Source organism: Leisingera sp. ABM4_103 (assembly GCF_056158685.1).
The window spans coordinates 1-26,693 of the sequence record NZ_JBSWTU010000004.1 but is presented as its reverse complement, the minus strand read 5'-3'; the positions used below and the strand labels follow the sequence as shown (position 1 = coordinate 26,693).

The following is a 26,693-nucleotide window of genomic DNA, read 5'->3' as shown; positions in this document are numbered from 1 at the left end:
CAATGGGCGGCACACAACGCAGAAAGATGTGGCTACGGTTGTCTGCCCTTGTGCTGCCCGCCCTTTTGGGCCTGGCAGCCATTGCCTTTCTGGCGTTGAATGTGTCCCGCGACATCACGCGGCTGAACTCTGCCAGTTCCGACAACATTCAATGGAACCTTTCTCAGACCGAGGTGGAGTTTCTCCAGTTCGAACTTGAACTGGCGCAGGCGCTGCAGGGAAATAGCCCGGATATTCGCAGCCTCCGGCAGAAGTTCGACGTCTTTTTCAGCCGAATACGCACGCTGCAGCAGGCATCCATCTACAGCGAATTGCGCGCAGTGCCGAAGTTCGCGGCCAATCTGGCGACAGTTGCAGCCTTCCTTGACCGCGCCGTCCCTGTGATTGACAGCGAAGAAGGTGCCCTCCCGGCCCTATTGCCTGCGCTGAAACAGAAAACCGGGGCTGTGCGCCCGGATGTGCGGCGGCTGTCCGTATCCGGCCTCAACTATTTCGCTGTGGAGTCCGACTTCCGGCGCGAGGCCTTTTCGGGCACCCTGATGCATTTAGCGATTGCCATTGCCGCGCTGGTGGCAGCGCTCGCTGTGCTTGCCTGTTACTTGGCGGTGCTGAACGCTCAGAACGTGCGGCGCAGGACACAAGTCATCGAAGCCAGTGAGCGCATGAACATTGTGACAAGCACGTCTCTTGACGCGGTGGTCGTGGCGGATACGTCAGGGCGCATCACGGATTTCAACGCCGCTGCCGAACAGATTTTCGGCTATTCCGCGAAAGATGCAGTGGGTTGCGATCTGGGCGAACTGATTGTTCCGGAACATCACCGGGCTGCGCATCAGGCCGGTATGGCCCGCCTGCGCGAAACAGGCGAAAAGCGTGTTGTAGGTAGCGGGCGCTTCAAGCTTGAAGCGAAGCGGGCAAACGGCGAAGTTTTCCCCGTGGAGCTTGCCATCCAGGCGGCGGACACCAAGGACGGGGAAATCTTCATCGCGTTCCTGCGTGATATTTCCAGTCAGGTGCAGGCAGAGGCTGAGCTTGTTCTGGCCCGCGACCGTGCGATGGCCGGCGAGAAAGCCAAAACCGATTTCCTGGCCACCATGAGCCATGAGATCCGTACGCCGCTGAATGGGCTCTTGGGCAACCTGACACTGCTGGAGGAAACACGGCTCAGCGCGCGGCAATCCCGCTACATCCGAAATATGCAGACGTCCGGCAAACTGCTGATGAGCCATATTTCGGATGTTCTGGACATTACTAAATTCGACGCGGGCAAGCTGCGGCTGCACACGGTGGACATGAATATCAGCACTCTGCTGAAGGACATCGTGGACAGCCTAAGCGGTGCAGCGGCGGGCAACGGCAGCACTTTGGAGTGGGGCTGGACAGGGGCGCCGCTCAACTGGGTCCACGCGGATCGGGACCGCATTCAGCACATTCTGATGAACATCGTCGGCAATGCAGTCAAGTTCACAAAAGATGGGCGGATCTCCATCACCGCGCAGGCCAGTGCCGCTGCCGAGGGAAAGACCATCCTGTGTATTTCGGTGCGGGATACAGGTATAGGTATCGATCCGGGCCTACTGCCGCATATCTTCGATGATTTCGCGACCGGAGACAGCTCCTATGACCGGGAAGTCGGGGGAACCGGGCTGGGTCTGGGGATTGCCCAGCGGTTTGTGAAAGCGCTGGGTGGCCGGATCACTGTCGAAAGCACTCCGGGAGAAGGCAGTGTCTTCAATGTCAGCTTCCCTGTTCAGGCCATTGCGGAACCTGAGCCGAAGGGAGAGGCCCGGTTTGATGCGCCCGCCAGGAAGCGGGCAAATGTCCTGCTGGTGGAAGACAACGAGATCAATCGCCATGTCGCCCGGGAGATGCTGACAGCACAGGGGCATTTTGTGACCGAAGCGCACAACGGCCGGGAAGCGGTCGAGATGGCAGAAGAAACTGGCTTTGACCTGATCCTAATGGATATCAGCATGCCGGTCATGGACGGGCGCAGCGCCGCGCGGGCGATCCGGAGCGGTGGCGGCGCGTCAGCGCGCGCGCCGATTATTGCCGTGACAGCAAACGCGATGGCTGAGGAGCAGGAAGCCTTTCTGAAGGACGGCATGAATGATGTGCTGACCAAACCATTGACGCGTGAAGGCCTGTTGCAATTGATTGCAGACCATCCTTCTCCGCCTCCGCCAGCACCGGAAGGTGCTGCGCTGCGGTCGCAGCAGCTAATTGAACTGGAAGAAACGGTTGGTGCCGAGGCGCTAAAACCTCTCCTGAACCGCTTTGCAGCTGAAATGGAAGCCTTCCTCAAAGCCCTAGAGAACGGGCAGGATTTGGCTGCGAACGAAACCGCAGTCGAAGCCCACCGGATTGCCGGCAGCGCCGCGACCTTTGGGCTTCCGGAGCTGCGCAGTGCGCTGATCTGTCTCGAGAAAGCGTCACTCAGCCAGGACTACCAAGCGGCAGAAGACGCGTTGCCCCCCTTGAGGAAGGCCTGGGCCTCCACCAAGCCGGTGCTCAATCTGGCTTAGTAGCTGAAGGCGCCGATGAGGCGGCCGACCTCTCCCAGATTGGTGATTGTGCTGTCATAGCAGGCAATGGCGTCTCCGGGCAGGAGGAAGGGGTCATAATCGTCCCGGTCAGCGCGGCGCAGCAGGTCTTCGATCCTCCGCTCGATGACGACAGACACTTGGGTGACCGGATTGCGGGAGAACAGAACCGAGGAGCGGTGCGCGCTGGTGGCGCGTGCTCCGCCTACACAGTTGGTGTCCACCACCGCCTGCAGGTACCGCGTGCCGTAGGGAAACTCGCGCACCTCGCGGCCAATAGCAGAGAGCGCGTTGCCTGCTGCCGGCTGGGTGAGGTTCGACAAGAACAGTGTCACCCCCGGAGGACTGATGGGGCTGGGCCGCATCAGGTCTTCCTGGAAGCATCCGCGGCTGGGCACATGCACCTGATCGCCTGTCAGCAGCATGATGTCGACGGCGTTCTGGCCTTCGAACACTCCGCGCATGTCCAGCAGGTAGAGGCTGCTGCCGCGCCGCACCTCGACTGCCGAAATGTCCGCATCCGGGCGTACACCGCCTGCCGCACGCAATGCGGCAGACAGGTTGCGGGCTTCGGTCGAGGCCCCCAGTGCGCCCTGCCTGCGGGAATCCACTTCGTCACCTGGCACACCGCCGATTTCCACGGCTTTAGGCTCGAAAACGGCACCCGAAACGCCCACTGTGACCGAGGCAAAATCAGCTGCCCGGACCGACAACCGCGGGCGGTCAGAATAGAAGTCTTCGGCGATCAGTTTCGCGGCAATATCATCCTCGATCTGGATGGCCGTTCGGCCCTGGGCGCGGATCGGTGACAGGAAAGGCAGTTTCAGCGAGCCATCCCTGGAGATGACGTAGTCACCATTGAAGGTCTCATCATCGCCGATGCGCACATTGACCAGATCATTGCGGGTGAACCTCTCACCTGCGAGCGCAGCCTGCGCCGTTCCGGCCCACTTGCCGCCGGTTCCGCCGGCGGCGGGCCGGCACCTGGACTCGTTCATTGTCTGAGACTGCAGGAAACCGGCTTCGCTGCGGGACACCTCCGGTTCACGGTATTGCGCCTGATACCCGTCGCCAGAGGCAATCGGCTCCAGGTTGTCTGGCGGATCTATCTGCGCGCAGCCGCTCAAAGACAAAACCGCCAGAATTGCCGTTCCATTTTTGAGGGGCTTCATCATTCTACTGCTCAAGCGATCACTGCGGGTTGTACCGGTGATACGGAATTCGGCCTCAGCGGTCGAGAGCCCGTTGATATCGCGGCGCTATCCGTTCGGATATGCGACAGTTCTGTTGCACCGTTGCCCTGTCCTGGGGGGCAAGGGACAGCGGGTTCTCACGCCCGGTATGACTTGATCCAACAGCCTTATGGACAGGTCCCTATGCCCCGCACCCTGCAATTTCCCTCCTTCGCAAAGAACCTCTTTGCCTACGGCGCGTCTGAGGCGGCAGCCAAGGTTTCGCGGCTTCTGGTGGTTGTCGCGGTGGCGCGCACGCTCGACCTGGATCAGATCGGCATTGCCGCGGCTGCCCTGGCGGCGGCCGATATTGTCAAGTCGCTGACGGAAAACGGCGTCATTCAAAAGATCATCGCGGCCCCGCAGGCTCAGCTGCAGCAGACCTGTGCCACCGCGCACCGCATTTTCTGGGCATGGTGCGTCGGATTGTTTTTGCTTCAGTCGCTGGCAGGGCTTGTGCTTTATGCCAGCGGCGGCAGCGTCATGCTGCTGGCTCTGGTGCTTCTTCTGGCAGGCGAATACCTGTTCATGCCCGCCGGACTGGTGCAGGCCGGCCTCGCCATGCGGGCAGGAAAGCTGCGCCAGACTGCCGCCATTTCGGGCACGCAGATCGTGGCATCAAACCTGATGTCGGTGGTGCTGGCGCTGCTTTGGCCGTCTGCCCTTGCGCTGGTGCTGCCGCGCCTGCTGACAGCGCCGTTCTGGCTGGTCGCCATGCGCCGCCTGCATCCGTGGAGCCCCGATCCGTCCCAAGGCTATGCGCCGCTGCGCCCGTTCCTAGCCTATGGATGGGCGGTTCTGGGCGTCGAACTGGTCAAGGCGCTGCGCCTGCAGGCCGACAAGGTTATCGTGGGCGCCCTGATGGGGGCAGAGACGCTTGGCCTTTATTTCATGGCCTTCAATGCCGGTCTCAGCCTGTCCAACTCCTTCACCGTGGCTTTCTCCACTGTTCTGTTCCCGCATCTCTGTGCCAGCGCGGACAAGCTGCAAGCGCTGCGCCAGAGCGTGCTGCTGGCAATCGGGATCATCGCACCTGCTGTCATCGCGCAGTCGCTTTTGGCCCCGCTCTACGTCCCGGTCCTGTTCGGAGAGGGTTGGGCAGGCATCGAGGGTGTTGTGTCGATCCTGTGCCTGGTTGCGATCCCGACCACGCTGTGGTCCGCAACCGCGGGCTGGCTGCGGGCAAACGGCAATCCAGGCCAGGAATTCCGGGTCACGCTTGCTACCACCGGGGCGCTGATACTGAACACCTGCCTGCTTGCGCCCCATGGTCTGACAGCGGTCGCCACAGGCTATGCCGTCGTCGCCGCGCTGATGATGACGGGCGCATCGCTGCCAACCCTTTCCAGGGCCTTCCGCCACCGCACCGCAGAGGTTTGAACCATGCCGTATTTCTCCGCAGTCATTCCCAGCTTCAACGCTGCCGCCACGATCCGGGAAACTCTGGCCGGGCTCCAGGCACAAACCTGCACCGACTGGGAAGCGATCGTGATTGATGACGGGTCCACGGATGAGACCCGAGCCCTGGTGCGGGCCGCTGCCGACGCCGATGCCCGGATCCAGCTGGTGCAAAACACCGGGAAAGGCCCCAGTGCAGCCCGCAACCACGGCGCTATGGAGCACGCCGGCGGTGATGTGATCGCGTTCTGCGATGCGGACGACATCTGGCACCCGGATAAGCTGTCGCAGCTCCGTGCGGGCTTCCGGCAGGGGTCCGTCGATGGTGCCTATGGACGGATCGGTTTCTTCCGCGCCAACCCGGCAGATGCCCGCGTGTTTTCAACAGTTCCCGTGCAGGATCTGACCATCGCCATGCTGCTGGGGGAAAACCCGGTCTGCACTATGTCGAACTTTGCCGTGCGGCGCAGGGTCTTTGCGGCGACCGGCGGCTTTGACGAGGCAATGGTCCACAACGAAGACCTGGAGTGGCTGATCCGCCTGGTTGGCGGCGGCGCGCGGGTGACCGGAATTGACAGCCTGCATACCTACTACCGCACTTCCGTTGGCGGATTGTCGACGGATCTTGAGGCAATGCGGGCAGGCCGTGAACAGGCAATAGCAACCGCCGCCGGATTTGGCGTGGTTCCGAGCGCCGCCTCTCATGCTATTCACCACCGCTACCTTGCCCGCCGGGCGCTTCGTCTGAATGGGGCTCCGGCTTATGCGCTGAAACAAGCTGTGTCCGGCATTCTCAAAAGCCCGCGCGGATTTTTCTCCCCGTTCCGCAGGGGCGGCCTGACATTGGCCGGCTCTCTTCTGGCGCCGTTCCTGCCCCGGCCGCTGCGCCGGAACCTGTTTTCCCGTTAACTTTTTCGAGGTTCACAACCATGGCCTTCACATCGATTGTCGTTCCTGCTTTCAATGCCGAGAAAACGCTCGCTGACACTCTTCTTTCCTTGCAGAGGCAAACCTGTACGGAGTTTGAGGTCATTGTGGTCAATGACGGCTCCACAGACACAACCGCCGCGATTGCTGCGGGCTTCTGCAGCGACCCGCGGTTTCGCGTGGTTCACCAGAAAAACCGCGGCCTTGCTGGAGCGCGGAACGCGGGTATTGCTGGCGCACAGGGCGATGTGGTGGCGTTTTGCGACGCAGACGACATGTGGGAGCCGGGAAAGCTGGCCCGCCATATCAGCCATCTGGAGGCCAAGCCCCATGTAGGCGTAAGCTATGCGGGATCTGCTTTCATCTCGGAAGATGGCGCCCTTACGGGCCAGGCGCAGCGGCCGCGGCTGCAAAACATTGATGCCAAACACATTTTCAAGCGCAACCCGGTCGGAAACGGTTCTGCGGCCGTGATCCGGCGGGCAGTGTTTGACGAAATTGCCTTCCGGCCCCGGTCTGAATCCGAGCGCGACTGGTATTTCGACGAGACTTTCCGCCAATCCGAGGACATCGAATGCTGGCTGCGGATCGCATTGACGACCAACTGGGCGTTTGAGGGGATCCCGGGCCTGCTCACACGCTACCGGATCAATTCAGGCGGGCTTTCGGCGGCGACAGACCGCCAGCTTGCCGCATGGGAGCGGATGGTTCGCAAGCTTTCTCAGTTCAACCCCAAGTTTTTTGCGGAAGAAACAGAAGCGGCGCGGGCATATCAGCTCCGCTACCTCAACCGTCGCGCCATCAGCGATCTGGACAGCCGCCGCGCAGTACGTCTTGCCAGGGCGTGGCTCGCCTGTTCCCTGCGGCCGCTTTGGGAGGAGCCGTTGAAATCCGGCGCAACCCTAGCGGCGACTGGGCTGCTTGCCGTGACCGGGCCGAAGGCTTTGCAGAAAACAATAGACTTGGCCGCACGGGCACACCGGACGGAGGCAATGTCATGACCGTTATCCGCGTAACCCACCTGGTTGATGACACCACTGCAGGCGGTGTGATGCGCGTCGTCGGCCACATGATGACAACGCCTGATCTTACGCGCGAGACTGATCACAGTTTGCTGGAGGTGAAACGGAACAGGCTTTGCATAGGGCGGGTGGAAGCGGATGTGATCGTTTCGCATCTTGCGATCAGCTGGCGCCTTCTACCCTTGCTGGCCGCCTTGCGTGTCTTGAACCCCGCTGCACGGCTTGTTCATGTCGAGCACAGTTACACCAAAAGCTTCACAGCTCTGAATGTCAGGCGGAAACGGCGGTTCGGTGCTCTCCTCAAGCTTTCATATGCCCTGTTCCACGATGTCGTTGCCGTCAGTGCCGCGCAGGGGAACTGGCTGATGGATGAGGGTTTCGTGCGGCCGGACGCTCTGCATGTCATTCCCTCCTGCGTTGATCTGTCTGCTTTCCGGGAACTGGCACCGCCAGAGGTCGCGGTGAAAACAATCGGCGCCATTGGACGGCTGGAACCGCAAAAGGGGTTCGATATCCTGATCAAGGCTTTCCGCGAACTCAGCGACCCCAACCTTGCCCTTCATATCTACGGGCAGGGGGCGGAGGAGAGGATGCTCCGTGACCTTGCCGCCGGTGATCCCCGCATTCGTTTCAAAGGCTTTTCGTCCAATCCGGTGGCAGCCATGGCCGGTCTTGACGCGGTTATGATGCCGTCGCGATGGGAGGCCTACGGACTGGTTGCGATTGAAACCCTGGCAGCGGGACGCAGGCTGCTTGTCAGCAACGTCGATGGACTTACGGATCATTTGCCCCATGGAGCCGCACTGGTTGACGGCGCAGGAATTAAACCCTGGCAGAGCGCACTAGAGGAGCTTTTTGCTGCACCACCGAGCCCCCGCGGGCCAGGGCACGCTCACAACTACGAAAGACATTTTTCCGACTGTTGGAGAACGCTGTTTTTGTCGCCTGACATTGCTTCACAGTGAAAGAGTTCACCGGCGGGCTGTGTTTTTGAGCGCCGAGAGTTACTGCACGGATCTGAGAACGCTTCGTCAGCTTCGATCTGGCCGGCGCGTGTTCTAGGTTCCCGAAGAGTGGAGCCTGCCGACCTACCGGCGGCGCCCCGGCCTGAACGGTGCTGCCCGCACCCAACGATTTACCTGGCGGAACACCTCTGGCCGATGCATATTCTGTGTACATTTCCGACTTCTTAGAAGGCCCGCGCTGACGCTTCTGTTAAAGGCTGTCTATTCCTAGTCGCCTGATCTCAGTTTCAATCGTGCTCCGAAGTGGAGCAAGGTCGGGTTTTGCAGGCCGCCGTGCAACAGTTTCTGCGTTCCCTCCTAACCGGCTTTGGGTTGGCATAACTTGCGCAAATTCGCTGCAAATGCAAATTGCTGCAAATGCTAGATCGGTAAAATGAGCTCTGACCGGGCATTCGCCGCACCAGGCGTGAATGACAGCAGGCAGCCCAAAGCGGCCGTAGACCGAAGACCCTGGGCCAACGATGCTGCGCGTGCGAAACATCTGGGTCTCTTCCCGGAAGCGGAACCGCGGCAGGGCTAAGCTGCCTCATGTGATGCTGCGGTATGCGCAGGGGGCAGCGGAGCGCAGAATGCACGCTTTGCAAATCCATGCCAGTAGCCAGATCAGGGCGCAATTTTCGCCGCGCTGCCGCGACCGAAAACTGCCTCACGTCAAGGGCGCAGCATGAAGCTGGCATCGAGTGACCAGGCGGCCGGACGAAGCTGCCGATGAGGGTTCGCCGGATCCTGGGCTTGTTCTGAATTTACCAGTCTTATGTTACATCTAGTTGATTAAGCCATTTGGAGGCTGACAATGAAGCTAGAAGAGACCGACTTCATCGAATTGGGAAGTGGCGAAAAGGTAATCCTTATTCACTCAAGTGTTGCAGGTGCAAAACAATGGCGGCGCCTGATGGAGACGCTTGCTAACGATTTCCATACCATTGCAATCAACCTGTTTGGCTATGGCGACACCCGGTCATGGGAAGTTGATGGCACACAACGACTGGCGGACCACGCTAGGTTAATCGAACCCCTTTTGCCTAAAGGAGCTGGCAAGGTTTCGATCGTTGGACACTCATTCGGCGGCAGTGTTGCGATGATGGCGGCTGCTATGTTCAAGAACAAAGTTCACCGTTTGGTCCTCATCGAGCCTAATCCATTCTATCTTCTGGAAAAATCAGGACGGTTCGAAGCTTACCAAGAAGCGGTCATTTTGCGGGATACGATCAAGTCCAATGGGAAATCCGGGGCATGGGAAACCGCCGCTGCAGTGTTTGCGGATTATTGGACCGGCGCTGGAAGTTGGGATGCTATGCCTGATGATCGAAAAGCCAAATTCGCACGCGCTTTAGTTCCAAACTTCCATGAATGGGATGCCGTGATGAATGAGGTAAAGTCATTTGCTGAATGGCAGAGGGATTTGCCCAACGATACGACTGTTATATCAGCAAGTGATACGGTCCGGTCCATTCGTGAGATAGTCGAGCTGATGGAAGAGCATATTCCTGAATGGCACTTCAAGCAGATTGAGCACGGTGGTCACATGGCAGCGATGACCAAACCGGATGTAATTAATCCGATTGTCCTAACTGCCTTAACTTAGGGACTAATTGGGCTCACTGCCGCCATGCGGCGGCAGTGAGCCCATACCGGATCTCTCGAGTTTCTTCTGCATGCGCGCACATTGCCGGTTTTTCTGCATGCGCACAAATCCTCGTTTCGCGGCACAGCGGGAGATCCGGCCATTCATGAATCACGCAGCAACAATGAAAGCTCAAATTCACAGAATGCGGGACGAAGTATGAATTCGCTATGACTGCCCGGATGGCCGCTTTGCTCAATCACACCTCACCTTTTCGATTTCTGAGGGAGACGTTCAGGCCCACATAGGTCATCGGACGACTGTTTGCCGTCATGTTTTCAACCCTTTGGTCAGGCGTTCAAAAACCAGCATAGGACGTGAAGCGGCGGAGTATTGTTACGCCATCTCACCCTCTTGGGCGGAACGCGCGGCCTGGATCCTTGAGCTGCGGTTGCTTGCAATCCAACCCAAGTTGCCGTTTTCGGGACCGCCCCACCTGAACCTCATTACAGCCAAATGGCGCAATTAACGCGGCGTAACCCGATGAGCGAACCGCGAACCAGGGCCAGGAGTTCGCGCCATGGTATTGATTTTTTACGACATTTTTACCGCGGAAAGATGCTCTGCATGCTTACCTTGTTAACAATTGAGTAGTCTTCTCCGGGCTAAGGAGTGGAGTTGCGGAAAACCGTGGTTTTGGAGCGTTAAATTGAAACTTGATTATTTTGCACGCATTGGCAGCTTGACATTGCTAAGCCTCGTGCCGTCCTTCGGATTCGCGTTCACGAACGCAGATGCTGGCTACAACAATTACTACACAGGCAGTAATGGCTGCGCTATTGATTCATATATTGATGCCAATCTCGAAAACGGGTATGTCTCCGTAAATTTAAGTTACGTTGCGGGCGGGGCGTATTTCAGCGCAAGCTCAATTGATAACGGTGCCCCCGCAATAACCGAAAGTGCCATCGCCGGCTGTATTGGGGCAAACGTATCGCATATTTCCAATCTGGTTCAGAATGGCGCCGACGGGACCTTTGCAGACGACACCTACATGGGTTTCTCCTTCACCCTCGCGGAGGACGCAGACGGCCTTTCTGTGGGCAATCACGAATTCAGCACCAACGGCCACACCACGACACCACTGACCGACACCACCGCCCCGGTCCTGACCGCGCCGGCCGATCAATCCGCGAATACCGACACCGGCACGGCTACGGCCTCGCTTGACGTGACGTCGCTCGGCTCCGGCAGTGACGACACCGACACTTCCGTATCAATCACCTACGCCGCGGGCGGGACCACCCTCACCGGCGCTTTTGACTTCCCGATCGGCGTCACCACGGTCACGATGAACGCTTCCGACGCCGCGGGCAATGCTGCCACCGAGGTGAGTTTCACCGTGACCGTCACGGATGCCGAGGCCCCGGTGCTCACCGCCCCCGCCAACCAGACCGCCAACACGGATGCGGGCGCGGCGGTCGCCTCGCTCGATGTGACCGCGCTAGGGTCGGTTGCGGACAACGCTGGCGGGACCCCCACGATCACCTATGCGGTGGATGGCACCACGCTCACCGGCGCCTACGACTTTCCAATCGGGGAAGCCACGGTGACAATGAACACCTCCGACGCCGCAGGCAACGCCGCCACCGAGGTGAGCTTTACCGTCACCGTCAGCGACGCTGAGGCCCCGGTGCTGACCGCGCCCGGCAGTCAGACCGCCAGCACGGACGCAGGCGCCGCAACCGCGTCGATTGACGTGACCGCGCTCGGCTCCGTGGCGGACAACTCGGGTGTGACGCCCTCGATCACCTATGCGGTGGATAGCACCACCCTGACCGGTGCCTATGACTTCCCCATTGGAGACACCACAGTGACCATGAACGCCTCCGACGCGGCAGGCAATGACGGCACCGAGGTAAGCTTCACCGTCACCGTCAGCGACGCCGAAGCCCCGGTGCTCACTGCCCCCGGCAGCCAGACCGCCAGCACGGACGCAGGCGCCGCAACCGCGTCGATTGACGTGACCGCGCTCGGCTCCGTGGCGGACAACTCGGGCGTGACGCCCTCGATCACCTATGCGGTGGACGGCACCACCCTGACCGGTGCCTATGACTTCCCCATTGGAGACACCACAGTGACCATTAACGCCTCCGACGCGGCAGGCAATGACGGCACCGAAGTAAGCTTCACCGTCACCGTCAGCGACGCCGAAGCCCCGGTGCTCACTGCCCCCGGCAGCCAGACCGCCAGCACGGACGCAGGCGCCGCAACCGCGTCGATTGACGTGACCGCGCTCGGCTCCGTGGCGGACAACTCGGGCGTGACGCCCTCGATCACCTATGCGGTGGACGGCACCACCCTGACCGGTGCCTATGACTTCCCCATTGGAGACACCACAGTGACCATGAACGCCTCCGACGCGGCAGGCAATGCCGCCACCGAGGTGAGCTTTACCGTCGCCGTCAGCGACGCTGAGGCCCCGGTGCTGACCGCGCCGGAAAACCAGACGATCCAGGCCGCTGCGGGTGAAGCCAGCGCCTCTCTCGACGTGACCAGTCTGGGATCCAGCGCGGACAATGCGGATAACACAGTTGCCATCACCTACGCGGTCGACGGCACCGTGCTGACCGGCGCCTACGACTTCCCGGTGGGCGAAACCACGGTGACCATGGATGCCACCGACAGCGACGGCAATGCGGCGCTGCAGGTCAGCTTTACCGTGACTGTGTCCAGCAACGAAGCCCCGGTGCTGACGGCACCGGAGGATCAGACCGCAACCGCGGCTGCTGGTGATAGCAGCGTCTCGCTGGATGTGACCGGTCTTGGCTCCGTCAGCGATGACAGCGGCACGGATCCGGCGATCACCTACGCCGTGGACGGCACCGTGCTGACCGGCACCTACGACTTCCCGGTGGGCGAGACCACGGTGACCATGGACGCCACCGACAGCGATGGAAATGCGGCGGTGCAGGTCAGCTTTACCGTGACTGTGTCCAGCAACGAAGCCCCGGTGCTGACGGCGCCCGAGGATCAGACCGCAACCGCGGCTGCTGGCGATAGCAGCGTCTCGCTGGATGTGACCGGTCTTGGCTCTGTCAGCGATGACAGCGGCACGGATCCGGCGATCACCTACGCGGTCGAAGGCACCGTGCTGACCGGCACCTACGACTTCCCGGTGGGCGAGACCACGGTGACCATGGACGCCACCGACAGCGACGGCAATGCGGCTGTGCAGGTCAGCTTTACCGTCACGGTCGAAGATGGCTCCCCGCTGCCCGATCCGACGATCAGCGATGTCACCGTAAATGGCAATGGGACCGTCACCGTCACCGGCACAGCGGCGCTTGGTGCGCTGGTCACGGTCACCTTCCCGGACGGCTCCCAGGTCGAGACCACCGCAACTGCTACCACGGCGGCGCGCCCGATGCGGCCGCTGGCGGCCAGCAGCAGCGCAACCGGCACCTACAGCGCCACCTCGGCCAGCGCGCAGCCCAGCGGCGACGTGATCGTCTCCACCCCCAGCGGCTCCGGCTCGGCGACTGCAAGCGCTACCGCCACGGTTGACACCACTGCACCGGACGTGGTGATCAGCGGCGGCCCGGTCAACGGCATCAGCTATCAGGAGAGCTTCACGCTCACCGTGACCTTCAGCGAGGACGTGACCGGCTTCACCGCCGCGGACATCTCCGCAAGCAACGCGGCGGTGACCGGGCTGAGCGGCTCCGGCGCTATCTACGAGGCGCAGCTTCGCGCAACCGGCAGCGGTGAAATCCGCGTGCAAGTGCCCGCAGGCGCAGCTGAAGATGCGGCAGGGAATGATACCACCGCTTCCAACACGCTGGTGATTGCGGACACGACGGTGACCGAAACCCAGAAGAAGATCGCAGGATTCCTCTACAACCGCGCTAACCAGTTGATCTCCAGTCAGCCTGAGCTGACCGGCTTCCTGTCGCAGGCAGGCGCCGGCAGCGGCACGGCCCAGGCGCAGGTGAGCAGAGGCGTTGGCAGTTTCGCCTTTGCTTCGCGGACGGGCCAGCCGGTCTGGTTCCAGCTGCGCGGCTCCTGGAGCGAAAACGGCAGCGCGGACAGCCGCCAAGCCTTCGGCGCGGCAGGCGGCCATCTGATGGTGAAAGACGGACTCCTGCTGGGTGCGATGCTGCAGTTCGACCACCAGAGCGAGGACGACGGCGCCAGCTCCGCCAGCGGCACCGGCTGGCTGGCCGGGCCCTACGCGGTGGCACGCCTGGACGGGCAGCACCTCTATGCCAGCGTGCGGCTGCTCTACGGCCGCTCCAGCAACAGCATCGCCCCCTTCGGCACCTACGAGGATGACTTCGACACCACCCGCGTGCTGGCGCAGCTGCGCCTGGCGGGGGATCTGGAGCGCGCAGGCGTCCGGCTTACCCCCTATCTCGACGCGGCTTATGCGAACGAGGAGCAGAAGGCCTATACCGACAGCCTCGGCAATCTGGTGGGGGCGCAGAAGATCCACCTGCGCCAGGCATCTTTCGGTCTCGACATGGCGCGGCCGGTGGCGCTGGGAACGGGGCAGTTGCTGCTGACCGGCGGGTTCGCGGGCGTCTGGTCCTCCGCCAGCGGCACCGCGGTGGCCGAGACCGTGCTCCCCGCTTATTCGGGCTGGCGCGGCAAGCTGAACGCCGGCCTCACCCGGGTCTGGGACAACGGTGGCGAACTGTCGGTGGCGCTGCGCTACGACGGTCTGGGCAGCGCGGGCTATGAGAGCTACGGCCTCAGCTTCGGCTACACCCGCGCGTTCTGATCCGCCGCCCCGCCTGGGACGCGATGCAGCGAGCGCGTAGGTCTGCGGCATCGCGGCAGCCGCAATCTCTGGATTGCCGGCCGCGGGGCAAGCCGGCGCAGCCCGCCGCGTCCCAGTCCCATCGGCGCAGAACCCAGTTCCTGATCGCCCCGGCTGATTCCGCCCTGCCGGGGCGTCCTTTCCGGTGAGTTGCCCTTGATATGCGATCGACGCCATTTTCCCGCGTCTTGATTGTTGACGCAGGCCGCAGCGAATGGCGATTGAAAATCATGGCGCAGGCAGGTTTTGGATGACCGCTTCGGTGAAACCTGCTGCACTGAAAAATTTCCGGCGACATGTGCGCGAACTTCATCCCACTTTTGATGCAGGGGCATTGGCCGCGACTGAAATAGGCGGCGATGTCTGCGCGTCCCGCGTCTTCTGCAGACCTGCAGCGAACAGACGGTTTCAAAAGCTCCCTAGGGTCAGGACACGTTATCGTTTCATAACCAGAACATGACGGTTGCAGCGAGAGCGATGGCAGACAAGAACACCTTGGGACACCTGTCGTATCAGGCTGCAACCCGACGCCAATCCTTGATCCTACCGAACATGATTTCGATGCGGTTTCGCCGTTTGTATCGTCGCTTTTCGTATCTGATAGCCTTCTTTCGTTGCTTCCGGCCAGGGATGCAGGGGCGTATTCCTTTGTCTTTCAACGCTTCTCTAAACCCAACAGCGTCGTATCCGCGATCCCCCAGCAGCCAATCGACATCTGGCAGGCTGCTCACCAATGCCCGTGCGCCGATGTAGTCGCTGACCTGCCCGGCAGTGGCAGAGAAGCTGATCGGTCGACCCCAGGCTGTCGCAGACGGCGTGCAGCTTCGTGTTCATGCCTCTTGGCGGAAATCAATGGGTCCTGAGCCTAAGCGCAACACCCTTGGCATTGTGCAATTAGACTCCTCGCAACGCAGCAGGCGCCTTCAACTCTGCCTATGCAGGCAACCTATCCTGAGCGGGATCATCCGAAAAACAGGCAGGAAGTCCTTGAGAGGGAGCGGTCTGTTAGAATTGCAGCTATTCCTTCGCAATCGCGTTTTCCGGGCCGGTGGTCTTGTGGCTTTGAAACTCGAAAAAGACCGAAACTGGCCCGCGAACAAATCCTGACAGGGAAGCCCCGGCGCATTCCGCCGGGGCATTGATGGTCGAGTTGCAGGATATGATCAGGCCTCTGCCATTTCGCGCCTTTCAACACCCCTGAAGAAGATCAGGTAGAAAACCGGCGCAGCCACCAGCGTCAGCACAGTGGCAAAGGCCAGACCGCCCATGATAGTGATCGCCATAGACACAAAGAAAGCGTCAGTCAGCAAAGGCGCCATACCGAGGATAGTGGTCACCGCCGCCAGCATTACAGGGCGCAAACGTGAGACCGAGGCCTCGACAATGGCTTCGCGCAGCGGCTTGCCGGTTTCGCGTACCAGGTCAATCTCTTCGACCAGCACGATACCATTCTTGATCAGCATGCCGGACAGGCTGAGCAGCCCCAGGAGCGCGGTAAAGGTGAAGGGGAAACCGGTGCCCAGAAGCCCGATCACCACACCGTTCACCGACATCGGCACCAGCAGCCAGATGATCACCGGCTGACGGATCGCGTTGAACAAAAGCACCGAAATCAGCACCATGATCAGGAGCGTCACCGGCAGCTGCTTGCCAAGGCTTTCATTGGCGTCGCCCGAGCTTTCATGCTCGCCGCCCCATTCCATCAGGTAGCCGGGCGGTATCTGCATTGCCTCAATTGTTTCCTGCACCTCGGCAAAAACGGTCGCGGCGGTCATGTCCGGCGGAATGTCCGCACCGACAGTCAGCGTCGGCAGCCGGTCCCGGCGATGCACCAGAGTGTTCTCCACCTCAACATCAATGCCGTCGATCATCTGCTCCAGCGGCAGGAACTTTCCGGCAGAGGAAGAGAACACGACCTGATCATAGATATTGTATGTATCCTCTGGTGCGCGGCGCACCACAATGGGGATCAGCCGGTCACGCTCCCTGAACACGCCCATTTGCAGGCCGTCAGTGGAGAATTTCAGCGCGTCGGCGATGTTCTCGCGGGTGACACCAGCGGTCTGCGCACGATCAGTGGCGTAGACAGGTTTCAGGACCGGCTCCTGTTCGCGCCAGTTATGTCGCGGCAGCAGAATATTTGGCGAGGCCGCTTCCAGCCGCCGGATTGCTTCCTCGCCCAAACTGCGCAGAATGCGGGGGTCGGGCCCGGAAAAGCGCACTTGGATCGGGTCGCCGCCGCCGGGGCCGAAGACAAGCCTTTTGGTGCGGAACTCACCCTCAGGGAATTTGGACTGGCCAAATTCTTCCAGCTCCGCCTGCAGAAGCGGGATTGCGTCCAGGTTTTCCGTACGGATGATGAGGTGCCCGTAGCTGGGGTTCGGCTTTTCGGCGGAATAGGTCAGCATGAAACGTGTTGCGCCCTGACCGGTGAAGGACGCCACAGAAACCACGTCTTCGCGTTCAGTAAGCCAGTCCTCGAACACTTTCAGATGCTCAGAGGTGGTCTGGATCGAGGTACCCTGCGGCAGCTTGTAGTGGACGAAGAACAGCGGTGTGTTGGAATCCGGAAAGAACTGCTGCCGCACCTGTCCGAACCCGATAAAGCAGACCACGGTGACGGCGATCAGCCCAGCGACGACTATCCATCGCAGCTTCAGCGACGCCCGCAGAATTGCGCCGTAGGTTCGGAACAGGATACCACCATAGGCATCACTGTCCCCCTCCTTGCCCTGCTTGAAGAAATAGTGGCCCAGCAGCGGGGTAGCCGTCAGTGCCAGGAACCAGCTGAGCAGCAGCGAAATGGCAATCACCGCAAACAGAGAGAACAGAAACTCGCCGGTGGCGTCCGGGCTGAGACCGATGCCGGAAAAGGCCATGATGCCGATCACCGTGGCGCCAAGCAGCGGAATCTGGGTTTTCGAAGCCGCATCATGCGCCGCCTCGCGCGAGGACTTGCCGCGCAGCATGGCGATCTGCATCCCCTCTGCGACAACAATTGCGTTGTCGACCAGCATCCCCATGGCAATGATCAAAGCGCCGAGCGAAATCCGCTCCATCTCGATCGAAAACATGTTCATGAAGAACAGCGTGCCCACCACGGTCAGCAGCAGGGTGGTGCCCACAACAACAGCCGCACGCCAACCCATAAACAAGGCCAGCACGATCACCACGATGGACACCGACATGGCGAGGTTCACAAGGAAGTCGTTCGAGGCCTGCTCGACCACCACATGCTGCTGGTAGATCGGTTTCAGATCGACACCATAGGGGATCTGGCTGTCCAGTGCCGCCAGCTTGGCGTCAACGTTCTTGCCCACTTCGACAATGTTCTCGGTGGCAAGGCCAGCAATACCGAGGGTGAACGCCTCAACCCCGTCAAAGCGGATGATCAGATCCGGGTCGTCAATGCGGCCGCGATGCACATCGGCCATGTCGATCACGTTGACCACCTCGCCCTGCCAGCCAATCGCAAGGCCCTGAATTTCGGAGACAGAGTCCGAACCTTCGGGCGCACGTATCAGGGTTTCTGCGGGCCCTGCGTCGAGGCTGCCGGCTGAGCGGACCGAGTTGGATGAGGCCAGAGCGCTGCTCACCGCGTCAATCGGAACATTCTGATTGACCGAAACAGCCAGCGTAGGTTCGACAAAGATCGCCTCCTGCGGCAATCCGGCGATTTCAACATCGGCCACCCCGTCCACCGTCAGCAGTTCACGCCGCAAGTAGGTTGCCAGATCATGCCTTTCAGCGTCCGTGTAACCTTGCGCCGTCACCGCATAGAACAGGCCGAACACATCGCCGAAACCGTCGTTCACAACGGGCTGGCTGACGCCCTCGGGCAAAGCGCGGGCGGCATCACGGACTTCCGCACGCAGTTTGGTCCAGATGGCAGGCAATTCGGTGCCGTCGAAAGTATCCTGCATTTCCACTTCAATCAGGGAAAAGCCGGGCTGATTCACGGATGTGATCAGCTTGACCTCGCCCATTTTCTGGATCGCGGATTCCAGGGGCTCGGAGACTTCGCGCGCAACCTGTTCGCTGTTGGCACCGGGATACTGTGTCGCGATGACCGCAGATTTGATGGTGAAGGCCGGATCTTCGAGGCGGCCCAAATTCAGGAAACCCCAGATGCCGCCAAGCAGAGCAGCCAGCATGATAATCCAGGTGTAGAGAGGCCGGTTGATCGACCCGCGTGCAATGTCCATCAGCCTGCCCTCAGTTCCCAAAGCCAGTAAAGCGTCTGACTTGCTGACCGTCTTTCAGTGCGCCGCCTCCCGTCAGCACGATCTCTTCATCTCCGGCAAGGCCGTCCGCCACGCGGAATTCTCCGTTCTGAGTGGCTTCAACCTCCACTTTGGTCCATGCGACGGTGCCCTCCGCAGCGCCCGCAGGAGAAAAGACCATAACACCGGTGCTGCCATCGGTTGCAGTAACCAAGGCAGTGGCGGGCACTCTGATGCCTGTATCGCCGGTGTTCACGCGCACGTTTACAGTTGCAGATGCTCCCGGAAGGATTTGGCGGTCTTCAGGCGGGGAAAGGCGGAATGTCACCTGATAGGTCTGGCCGACGCTGCTGGCTTCGGCGTCATATTCCAGTATTTCCAGCGGATACTCAGTTTCCTGGCCAGGGAAGTTTGCGGAAATCGTCAGAATATCGCTTTCCTCCGCTCTTTGGAAAAGGACTTCGGGCACACCAACTTTGATGTACAGTTCAGACATGTCGTGCAGCCGCACGATGGGAGCCCCCGAACTGACGGTGGTGAATTGCTCCACCTCGCGGCTGGACACCAGCGCATCAAAGGGCGCGTCCAGGGTGGCGTGCTCGAATTCATACTCCGCATCGCGCAGCGCCACACGTGCCAGCCCTGCCTCGGTCTCGGCGTCGTCGATTGAGACCTGGCTGACGGTGCCAGTCAGGTTTTTCAGGCGCGCTACGGTGCGGTCAGCCTGTTCCTTTCTAAGTTGCGCCTGCTCCAGCTGCAGTTCGAACGGTTCCAGGTCAAGTTCGGCAATCAAACCGCCTTTCGCCACTGCACTGCCTTCAGTTACTGGAAATCTTAAGATTTGCCCGGAAACCTGAAACGCAAGGTCCACTGTCTGCTTGGCCGCCACTTGGCCAAAAAACTGCCGTTCCATAAGCAATGCTTCCGAGGAAGTTTGCAGCAGTTTGACCGGTTTCAGACCCTCTTGGGCCATGGCAGCAGCAGGCAAGGCGCCAAACCCCGCAGCCAAGGCCACGGCAAATGCAAATGAGTTGGGCAAGCGCATGCGTATCACTCCTGTTGGGGCAGTTCTCTTGCTGTTCCGCGTCACGTGACAGTTACAGGCCGTGCAAGCTCTGGTGCAAGTCAAGATGCCGGGACTGGTGCGGCATAGCCAGTTTGCCGGGATTTCTCTGTGAGCAGTGTCACAAAGAGAAAGAAATCTTCGGACAATGCGCCGTTCAGAAAGACCCGGTTTGACGCGCCGCATTACAGCGTCATACTTGAACAGCATGCCTGCGCTCAGCGCTGGTTGCATCCGCCCACGAGGCCAACCGCTTGCACAGCGTTGCGCAATTTGATGACCCCGTCCGAGGCGCGGCGAGCGGGCTGAGCAACAAAATCTGTGATATTTCCCGAAAATCCGCTAAGATTTGAGACCAGCCTTAGGCAAAATCCTGAATTTGCACCGGACTGCCGGCAACCGGATTTTGCTTATTGATGGGATACGGAAGAACGCAATCAGAGCCGCAGATCCCTCCTGCAGATGCTGTAAGAGCGCTTGAGCAGCAGTTGGCGCAGGAAAAGGCGCGGTTTGCGGCTACCTCCGAAATCCTAAGGGTAATCGGGCAGTCGCGGGAAGACATCCAGCCGGTTTTTGACACCATAGTTAAGAACGCCAGTGAGTTGTGCGGGGCACGATTCTGCATGCTGTGGCGCTATAGCGGCGGCATGATCCATTACTGCGCAAGCCATGGCTTCGGGCAGGCGTTCATGGACGGCTACCTGGCGAATTACCCGGCGCCGCCTGTTGAGGGATCCATTACCGGGCCGGTAATTCGCACGGGCCGTACAGTTCATCTGGCCGATGCCCAGGCCCCGGACTATTCGGACTGCAAAACGGCGCGGCAGTTCGGTTACAAGGAGATGGTTGCCGTCCCAGTAAAGGCCGGGCCGGGCATTTGGGGTGTTCTTGTTCTGGGGTGGCCAACGGGGAGGGCTGCCCTGGCGGCCGACATCAACCTTCTGGAAACCTTTGCAGAGCAGGCCTGCATCGCCATCGGCAATGCGCGGCTTTTCGCAGATACGCAGGAAGCGCTAACGCATCAGACCGCGACGTCTGAGGTGCTGGGGGTGATCTCGCGCTCACCCAACGAAATCAGGCCGGTGCTCGACATCATTCTGGAAGTGGCCTCAGATATCTGCAGGCCGCAGACCGCCTATGCGACACTGGTGGATCACACCGACGGCAAATACCGGGTTGCCGCGACGCACGGCATGACACCGGATTTCCGCCATTTCTTAGCGGAGCAGGCGTTTGAACCTGAAACCGGCAGCTGCACGGGGAGGACGGCGCTGCTGAAGGAGACCGTGTATATCAGGGATACGGAGACTGATGCAGGGTTTAAGTGGAAGACTGCGGCCAAGCAGGGTAATTTCCGTTCGGCGCTGGGGGTTCCGCTGATCAAGGATGGTGTCGTGGCTGGGGTCATTACCCTTGGCCACGCGCAGCCCGGCGCCTTCACAGAGAAACAGATCAGCCTTTTGGAGACATTTGCGGCGCAGGCGGTGATTGCGATCAGCAATACGCAGCTGTTCGAGGAGGTGCAGGAACGCACGGCGGAACTGAGCGAGGCGCTTGAGTATCAGACTGCGACATCAGAAGTGCTGAGCGTGATCTCGCGTTCGCCCAATGAGCTGGAGCCAGTGCTGGCCGCCATACTCCAGGTGGCCTCCCGCCTTTGCGACCCTGAGTATGCGTTTTTTGCCATGCTGGACGCGTCAGACGGGTTGTACCGGATCAGCCAGTCGCACAACGTGCGGCCGCGGTTTCTCCGCTATCTTGAGGACAATCCGATTGCACCGGGGGAAGGCAGCTGTATCGGCCGGACTGCTCTGACCGCAAAGACGGTCTATGTAGCCGACACGCTGCACGACGACAGCTACACTTGGAAGGAAGCGGCAGGGATCGGCAATTTCAGAAGCACGCTGGGTGTGCCACTGATCAAGGATGGTGTGGTCCTGGGGGTGATTGTAATGGCGCACAGCCAGCCGCAAGCCTTCTCGCAACGGCAAATCGGCCTGCTGGAGACCTTTGCCTCGCAGGCGGTGATCGCAATCAGCAACACCCGGCTGTTCGAAGAGGTGCAGGCGCGCACAGCTGAACTGAGCGAAGCGCTGGAGTATCAGACCGCGACATCGGAGGTGCTGAGTGTGATCTCGCGCTCACCCAACGAGCTGGAGCCGGTGCTGCAGTCGGTGTTAAAGGTAGCTGTGCGGATTTGCAGCCCGGAAGTTGCCTATGTAGCGCTCCTGAACGAGGAAACCGGCGCCTATGAAGTGGCCGTCACTCACAATGCCAATGAAATTTTCGAGGAGATTCTGGCGCAACAGGAATTTGTGCCGGGAATGGCTACGACGACCGGACGGGCCGCGCTGACCGGCCGAACAACCTATATTCCCGACATTGAGGCCGATCCCGATTACGGCTGGCGGGAGCAAGCGCGCAAGGGCGGGTTCCTGTCCAGCCTCGGAGTACCGCTGATCAAGGGCGGCAAAACCCTTGGCGTGATCACGCTGGCCCATGTCCGCAAGAACGCCTTCAGCCCGAAGCAGATCGCGCTGTTCGAAACGTTCGCAGCACAGGCGGTGATTGCACTCAGCAATGCGCGGCTGTTCACGGATTTGCAGAATGCGCTGGTCCGCCAGACCGCCAGCGCCGATATCCTGCGGGTAATCAGCAGCGCCCAGGAGGATGCCAAACCGGTGTTTCTGGCAATTGCAGAGGCGGGGGTGCGGCTGCTGGACTGCGACGGGGCCGCAGTGCTGATCCGGGACGGGGATCATTTCTCCCCTGTCGCGGGGATGCGCAGGACCGGGCCGATGGACACTTTAAACCCCGAACCGGTTCCGATTGATCCAAAGCTCAATTTCCCGAGCCAGGTCTTTGAAACCGGAAAGATGGTGCATGTGCCGGACTTCGCCGAAGCGGATCTGCCTCCGCATGAAGTTGAAACCGTGGCAAAATTCGGTTTGCAGTCCTGCCTGTACCTGCCGTTGCTGCGCGACGGCAGCTGCGTTGGCGTGCTTGCGTTTTCGCGTGCGGACAGCAAACGCGCCTTCACCAGCGAGCAAATCCGGCTGGCAGAAAGTTTCTGCGACCAGGCGGTTATCGCCATTCAAAATGCGCGCATGTTCAACGCGACCCAGGCAGCCCTGGCGCGTCAGACCGCTAGTGCCGATGTCTTGCGGGTGATCAGCAAGTCGCCGACCAACACCAAGCCGGTCTTCGACGAGATCGTGCGCCTCGCTGTATCACTGATCTCCTGCGACCTGGCCATTGTTACTGAAAGCGATGGCAAAGAGTTCTGGCAAGCGGCGGTGGCGTCGCCTGCCGGTGTGGAAGATGAAATCAACCAGACCCGGCATCCAATCGACCCGGCACAGAACTTTCCGTCGCAGTCCTATACCCGAAAGAAGATCCTGCACATTCCCGACTGGTCAAAAGTGAAGCTTCCTCCGATGGACCGCCGGATCTATCACGCCAGCGGCTTCCGCTCCTCCTTGATGCTTCCTCTGCTGCGGGATGGCGAGTGTATCGGCGGCCTGGGGTTCATCCGCAAAGCGGCGCGTGCGTTTTCACGGGATGAGATTGCAATGGCGGAGTCTTTTGCCGACCAGGCGGTTATCGCCATCGGCAATGTTCGCCTGTTCCAGGAAGTGCAGGAGGCCCGCGCCACAGCAGAAATGGCGAATGAGGCAAAAAGCGCATTCCTCGCCACGATGAGCCACGAAATCCGCACTCCGATGAACGCAGTGATCGGCATGAGCGGGCTGCTGATGGACACCGAACTGGACGGTGAGCAGGCCGACTATGCCCGGACCATCCGCGACAGCGGCGACGCGCTGCTGGGGATCATCAACGAGATCCTCGATTTTTCCAAGATTGAGGCGGGGCAAATGGCCATAGAGGCGCACCCATTTGATCTGCGCGACTGCATCGAAACCGCACTGGACCTGATCAGCGGGCGGGCTGCGAAAAAGCAGCTGGATGTCGCCTATATCATGGACGACAGCGTGCCGCCTGCCATCAGCACCGACCTGACCCGGCTGCGGCAGATCCTGCTCAACCTGCTGTCCAACGCGGTCAAGTTCACCGACACCGGCGAGGTGGTGCTGTCAGTCACCTCAGAGCCGCCTGCAGATGACCGGGTGAAACTGCATTTCGAGGTCCGCGATACCGGCATCGGCCTGTCTGAGGAAGGGATGAGCCGCCTGTTCCAGTCCTTCAGCCAAGCAAACTCCTCAACCACGCGGAAATATGGCGGCACCGGGCTAGGTCTGGCAATTTCGAAACGGCTGGCAGAGCTGATGGGCGGCACAATGCAGGCAGCCAGCGAGGGGCCGGGCCGGGGATCAGTGTTCAGTTTCACCATCCTTGCAGAACCGACCGGACTGCCGAAACCGGAGGCCCGCAGCCTTCTGGGCAAGCAGCCGGAACTGGCCGGCAAGCGCATTCTCATGGTGGATGACAACGAAACCAACCGCAAGATTCTGGCCGCGCAGACCCGTAAGTGGGGGACCCAGACAACCGCCGTCGCCTCCGCCGGCGCGGCGCTGGAAGTGCTGGCGGCAGATGCTGAATTCGATCTCGCGATCCTGGACATGCATATGCCCGGAATGGACGGGGTGACGCTGGCGCGCCGGATCAGGCAGACGCAAAACGACCTGCCGCTGGTGCTGTTCAGCAGCCTTGGCGAACGCGCCCCGGGGACAGAGGACGGGCTGTTTGCGGCCTGTCTGGCGAAGCCGCTGCGCCAGTCGCACCTGTTCGATACGTTGGCCGGGCTGTTTGCCTCGGCTCCTGTGCCTCCGGCTGCGGCGGGCACGGCGGGCAAATCAATGACCGATCCGGAACTCGCCGCGCGCCACCCGCTGCGGATCCTGCTGGCAGAAGACAATCTGGTGAATCAGAAGCTGGCGGTCCGGCTGCTGGAGCAGATGGGTTACCGCGCCGACCTTGCCAGCAACGGGATCGAGGCGCTGGAAAGCGTGGCACGTCAAGTCTACGATGTCGTGCTGATGGATGTGCAGATGCCTGAAATGGACGGGCTGGAGGCCGCGCGGCGGATCACCAGAAAATACACCGATGACGACAGGCCCGCGATCATTGCGATGACCGCAAATGCGATGCAAGGCGACCGGGAGATGTGCCTGGAGGCGGGCATGGATGGCTACATCGCCAAACCCATCCGTGTCGAGCGGCTGATTGAGGCGCTGGAAGGTATTCAACCGCGCGGAAAGGAAACCCCATGAGCGGCAGCCCCCTGGATCCCGCCGTCTTTGCCGAGTTGCAGGCCGCCACCGGCGCGGATTTCGCGGCGGAACTGGCCGCCACCTTCCTGGAAGAGGCGCCGGGCATGATTGCGGAACTGAAGCAGGCGGCGGCAGCGGGTGATAGCAACAGTTTCCGCCGCGCAGCGCATTCGCTCAAGTCCAACGCAAACACCTTTGGCGCCAGTGCGCTGGCGGAATTGGCGCGGCAGATGGAATTGTCTGGGCTCAGCGGTCCGGTACCGGATCTTGCCGCGCTGGATGCAGAGCACATTCGCGCCGGTGCTGCGCTGCGGGAGCTGCTGGATGGCTGATACCCAGGGGCAGGTGCTGATTGTGGACGACAACAAGGTCAACCGGCTGCTGCTTGCGCGCAATGTCGAGCTGCTGGGGCACCGGGCCGAGGCCGCGGAAAACGGCAAGATCGCGATGGAACAGCTCAGGACCGGGGCGTTTGACCTGATCCTGCTGGACATCGAAATGCCCGAAATGGACGGCTTCGAAGTGCTGGCGGCGATCAAGGCGGCCCCGGACCTGCGCGATATACCGGTGATTGTCACCTCCTCGCTGGAGGGGCTGGACAATATCGTACGCTGTATTGAACTGGGCGCGGAGGACTACCTGCCCAAGCCCGTGAACCAGGTGCTGCTGGGCGCCCGGCTGAACTCAAGCCTGGAAAAGAAGCGCCTGCGTGATGAACAGAAACGGCTGCTGGACCGGTTTGCAACCCAAGAGGTGGCGCTGGACCTGCAGAACTCCGGCTTTGCCATTGGCGGCAGGCGGATAACCGCATCAGTCCTTTTCTGCGACATCCGCGACTTCACGGCGCTGTCCGAGGACCTGCCGCCAGAGACCACCATCGAGTTGCTGAACACATACTACACATTGATGTTCGACGCCGTCGGCAGCAACGGCGGTATAGTGAACTTGATGATCGGCGATGGGCTGATGGCCCTGTTCGGCGCGCCGCGGCCTCTGGAAAACCCGGCGCTGAACGCGGTGGCCGCGGCCAAGGAAATGTTCAGCATGATAGCGGTTCTGAATCAGCAGCAGAGCGCGGCTGGCTCACCGGAAATACGGCTGGGAGCCGGCATTGCCACCGGGGAAGTGGTGGCGGGTTATGCCGGAACAGACGAGCGGGCCGCGTACACCTGTGTCGGCAAGACCGTGAACCTGGCAGCCCGGCTGGAAGCGCACACCAAGGCTTCCGGGCGCAGGATCCTGGTTGACATGCAAACCCGGAACAGCCTGCCGGATCCCTCCGTGGCAGAAAAAATTCAGCAAGTGGAGTTTAAGGGATTTTCCGAGCGGCAGGACATTTTTGCGCTGTGATCCGCCGGCATTTGCGCCGCCCTTCCCCGGCGGATGCCTGCAAAGCGGCTTTTACTGATAAAGGGCGGCTTCCACACGGCCCCAGCTGAATGCAGCAACCCGCCCGAACAATGGCGAATTTTCCGGTGCTGCCTTAATGAGCTTGCTCCACATATGATTTTGCGCCTGCCGCATCGGCCGGATCCGCTGGACGTCTTCTTTTGGCCTATTAATGCTGTTGTTTGCACCTGTGGCCCGGGGTGCCTTTCCTTCGGCCATGCGGTTCACTCTGCCGTTCCAAGATACCATATTCA

At 60.7% G+C, this 26,693-nt stretch carries 14 protein-coding genes and 1 pseudogene; 10 read left to right on the top strand and 5 right to left on the bottom strand.

Annotated features, from left to right (window positions below; translation table 11 throughout):
- Window positions 1–2 precede the first annotated feature (2 nt).
- Window positions 3–2,525, top strand: coding sequence for a hybrid sensor histidine kinase/response regulator (locus tag ACXAED_RS01035; protein ID WP_475046210.1), 2,523 nt, complete (start codon window positions 3–5; stop codon window positions 2,523–2,525).
- Here ACXAED_RS01035 and ACXAED_RS01030 read toward each other — a convergent pair.
- Window positions 2,522–3,718: a polysaccharide biosynthesis/export family protein gene (locus ACXAED_RS01030; protein ID WP_475046209.1), complete on the bottom strand. Its 1,197-nt coding sequence runs from the start codon at window positions 3,716–3,718 to the stop codon at window positions 2,522–2,524. The two genes, ACXAED_RS01035 and ACXAED_RS01030, sit on opposite strands and share 4 nt — an antisense overlap.
- Before the next feature lie 201 nt (window positions 3,719–3,919).
- Here ACXAED_RS01030 and ACXAED_RS01025 point away from each other — a divergent pair, with 201 nt between their 5' ends.
- The 6 genes from ACXAED_RS01025 (at window position 3,920) to ACXAED_RS01000 (ending at window position 14,494) form a co-directional block, all read left to right on the top strand.
- Entirely contained in the window at window positions 3,920–5,155 is a 1,236-nt protein-coding gene (locus ACXAED_RS01025) for an oligosaccharide flippase family protein (protein WP_475046208.1), read from the top strand.
- Window positions 5,156–5,158: 3 nt separating this feature from the next.
- Window positions 5,159–6,082 carry a glycosyltransferase family 2 protein gene (locus tag ACXAED_RS01020; RefSeq protein ID WP_475046206.1) on the top strand — a complete coding sequence of 308 codons (924 nt, stop codon included), beginning with the start codon at window positions 5,159–5,161 and terminating at the stop codon, window positions 6,080–6,082.
- Between the two features lie 20 nt (window positions 6,083–6,102).
- The gene (locus ACXAED_RS01015; protein ID WP_475046205.1) at window positions 6,103–7,101 is read left to right on the top strand and encodes a glycosyltransferase family 2 protein; all 999 of its coding nucleotides are present in this window, start codon (window positions 6,103–6,105) and stop codon (window positions 7,099–7,101) included.
- Entirely contained in the window at window positions 7,098–8,087 is a 990-nt protein-coding gene (locus ACXAED_RS01010) for a glycosyltransferase (RefSeq protein ID WP_475046204.1), read from the top strand. Before ACXAED_RS01015 ends, ACXAED_RS01010 begins: the two co-directional genes overlap by 4 nt.
- Window positions 8,088–8,940: 853 nt before the next feature.
- Complete coding sequence (locus ACXAED_RS01005) at window positions 8,941–9,732, top strand: alpha/beta fold hydrolase (protein ID WP_475046203.1); 792 nt, start codon at window positions 8,941–8,943, stop codon at window positions 9,730–9,732.
- A gap of 1,033 nt (window positions 9,733–10,765) precedes the next feature.
- Window positions 10,766–14,494: an HYR domain-containing protein gene (locus tag ACXAED_RS01000; protein WP_475046202.1), complete on the top strand. Its 3,729-nt coding sequence runs from the start codon at window positions 10,766–10,768 to the stop codon at window positions 14,492–14,494.
- 482 nt (window positions 14,495–14,976) lie between these two features.
- Here ACXAED_RS01000 and ACXAED_RS00995 read toward each other — a convergent pair.
- The 3 genes and pseudogenes from ACXAED_RS00995 to ACXAED_RS00985 all read right to left on the bottom strand — a co-directional run.
- Window positions 14,977–15,370 (bottom strand): annotated as a pseudogene (locus tag ACXAED_RS00995) (IS5 family transposase); the annotation flags it as partial.
- Window positions 15,371–15,696: 326 nt separating this feature from the next.
- Entirely contained in the window at window positions 15,697–18,738 is a 3,042-nt protein-coding gene (locus ACXAED_RS00990) for an efflux RND transporter permease subunit (RefSeq protein ID WP_475046200.1), read from the bottom strand.
- Between the two features lie 10 nt (window positions 18,739–18,748).
- Window positions 18,749–19,801 carry an efflux RND transporter periplasmic adaptor subunit gene (locus ACXAED_RS00985; RefSeq protein WP_475046199.1) on the bottom strand — a complete coding sequence of 351 codons (1,053 nt, stop codon included), beginning with the start codon at window positions 19,799–19,801 and terminating at the stop codon, window positions 18,749–18,751.
- Between the two features lie 434 nt (window positions 19,802–20,235).
- Between ACXAED_RS00985 and ACXAED_RS00980 the strand changes: the two genes are divergently transcribed.
- Genes ACXAED_RS00980 through ACXAED_RS00970 form a run of 3 tightly spaced genes read left to right on the top strand, consistent with a single transcriptional unit; the run spans window position 20,236 to window position 26,400 of the window.
- Window positions 20,236–25,050: a GAF domain-containing protein gene (locus tag ACXAED_RS00980; RefSeq protein WP_475046198.1), complete on the top strand. Its 4,815-nt coding sequence runs from the start codon at window positions 20,236–20,238 to the stop codon at window positions 25,048–25,050.
- Complete coding sequence (locus ACXAED_RS00975; RefSeq protein WP_475046197.1) at window positions 25,047–25,382, top strand: Hpt domain-containing protein; 336 nt, start codon at window positions 25,047–25,049, stop codon at window positions 25,380–25,382. Before ACXAED_RS00980 ends, ACXAED_RS00975 begins: the two co-directional genes overlap by 4 nt.
- On the top strand, window positions 25,375–26,400 hold the full coding sequence (locus tag ACXAED_RS00970; RefSeq protein WP_475046195.1) for an adenylate/guanylate cyclase domain-containing protein: 1,026 nt from the start codon (window positions 25,375–25,377) through the stop codon (window positions 26,398–26,400). The genes ACXAED_RS00975 and ACXAED_RS00970 overlap by 8 nt, the downstream gene beginning before the upstream one ends.
- Before the next feature lie 51 nt (window positions 26,401–26,451).
- Here ACXAED_RS00970 and ACXAED_RS00965 read toward each other — a convergent pair.
- Window positions 26,452–26,693: hypothetical protein (locus ACXAED_RS00965; protein ID WP_475046194.1), on the bottom strand; the 242-nt coding region annotated here is incomplete at its 5' end.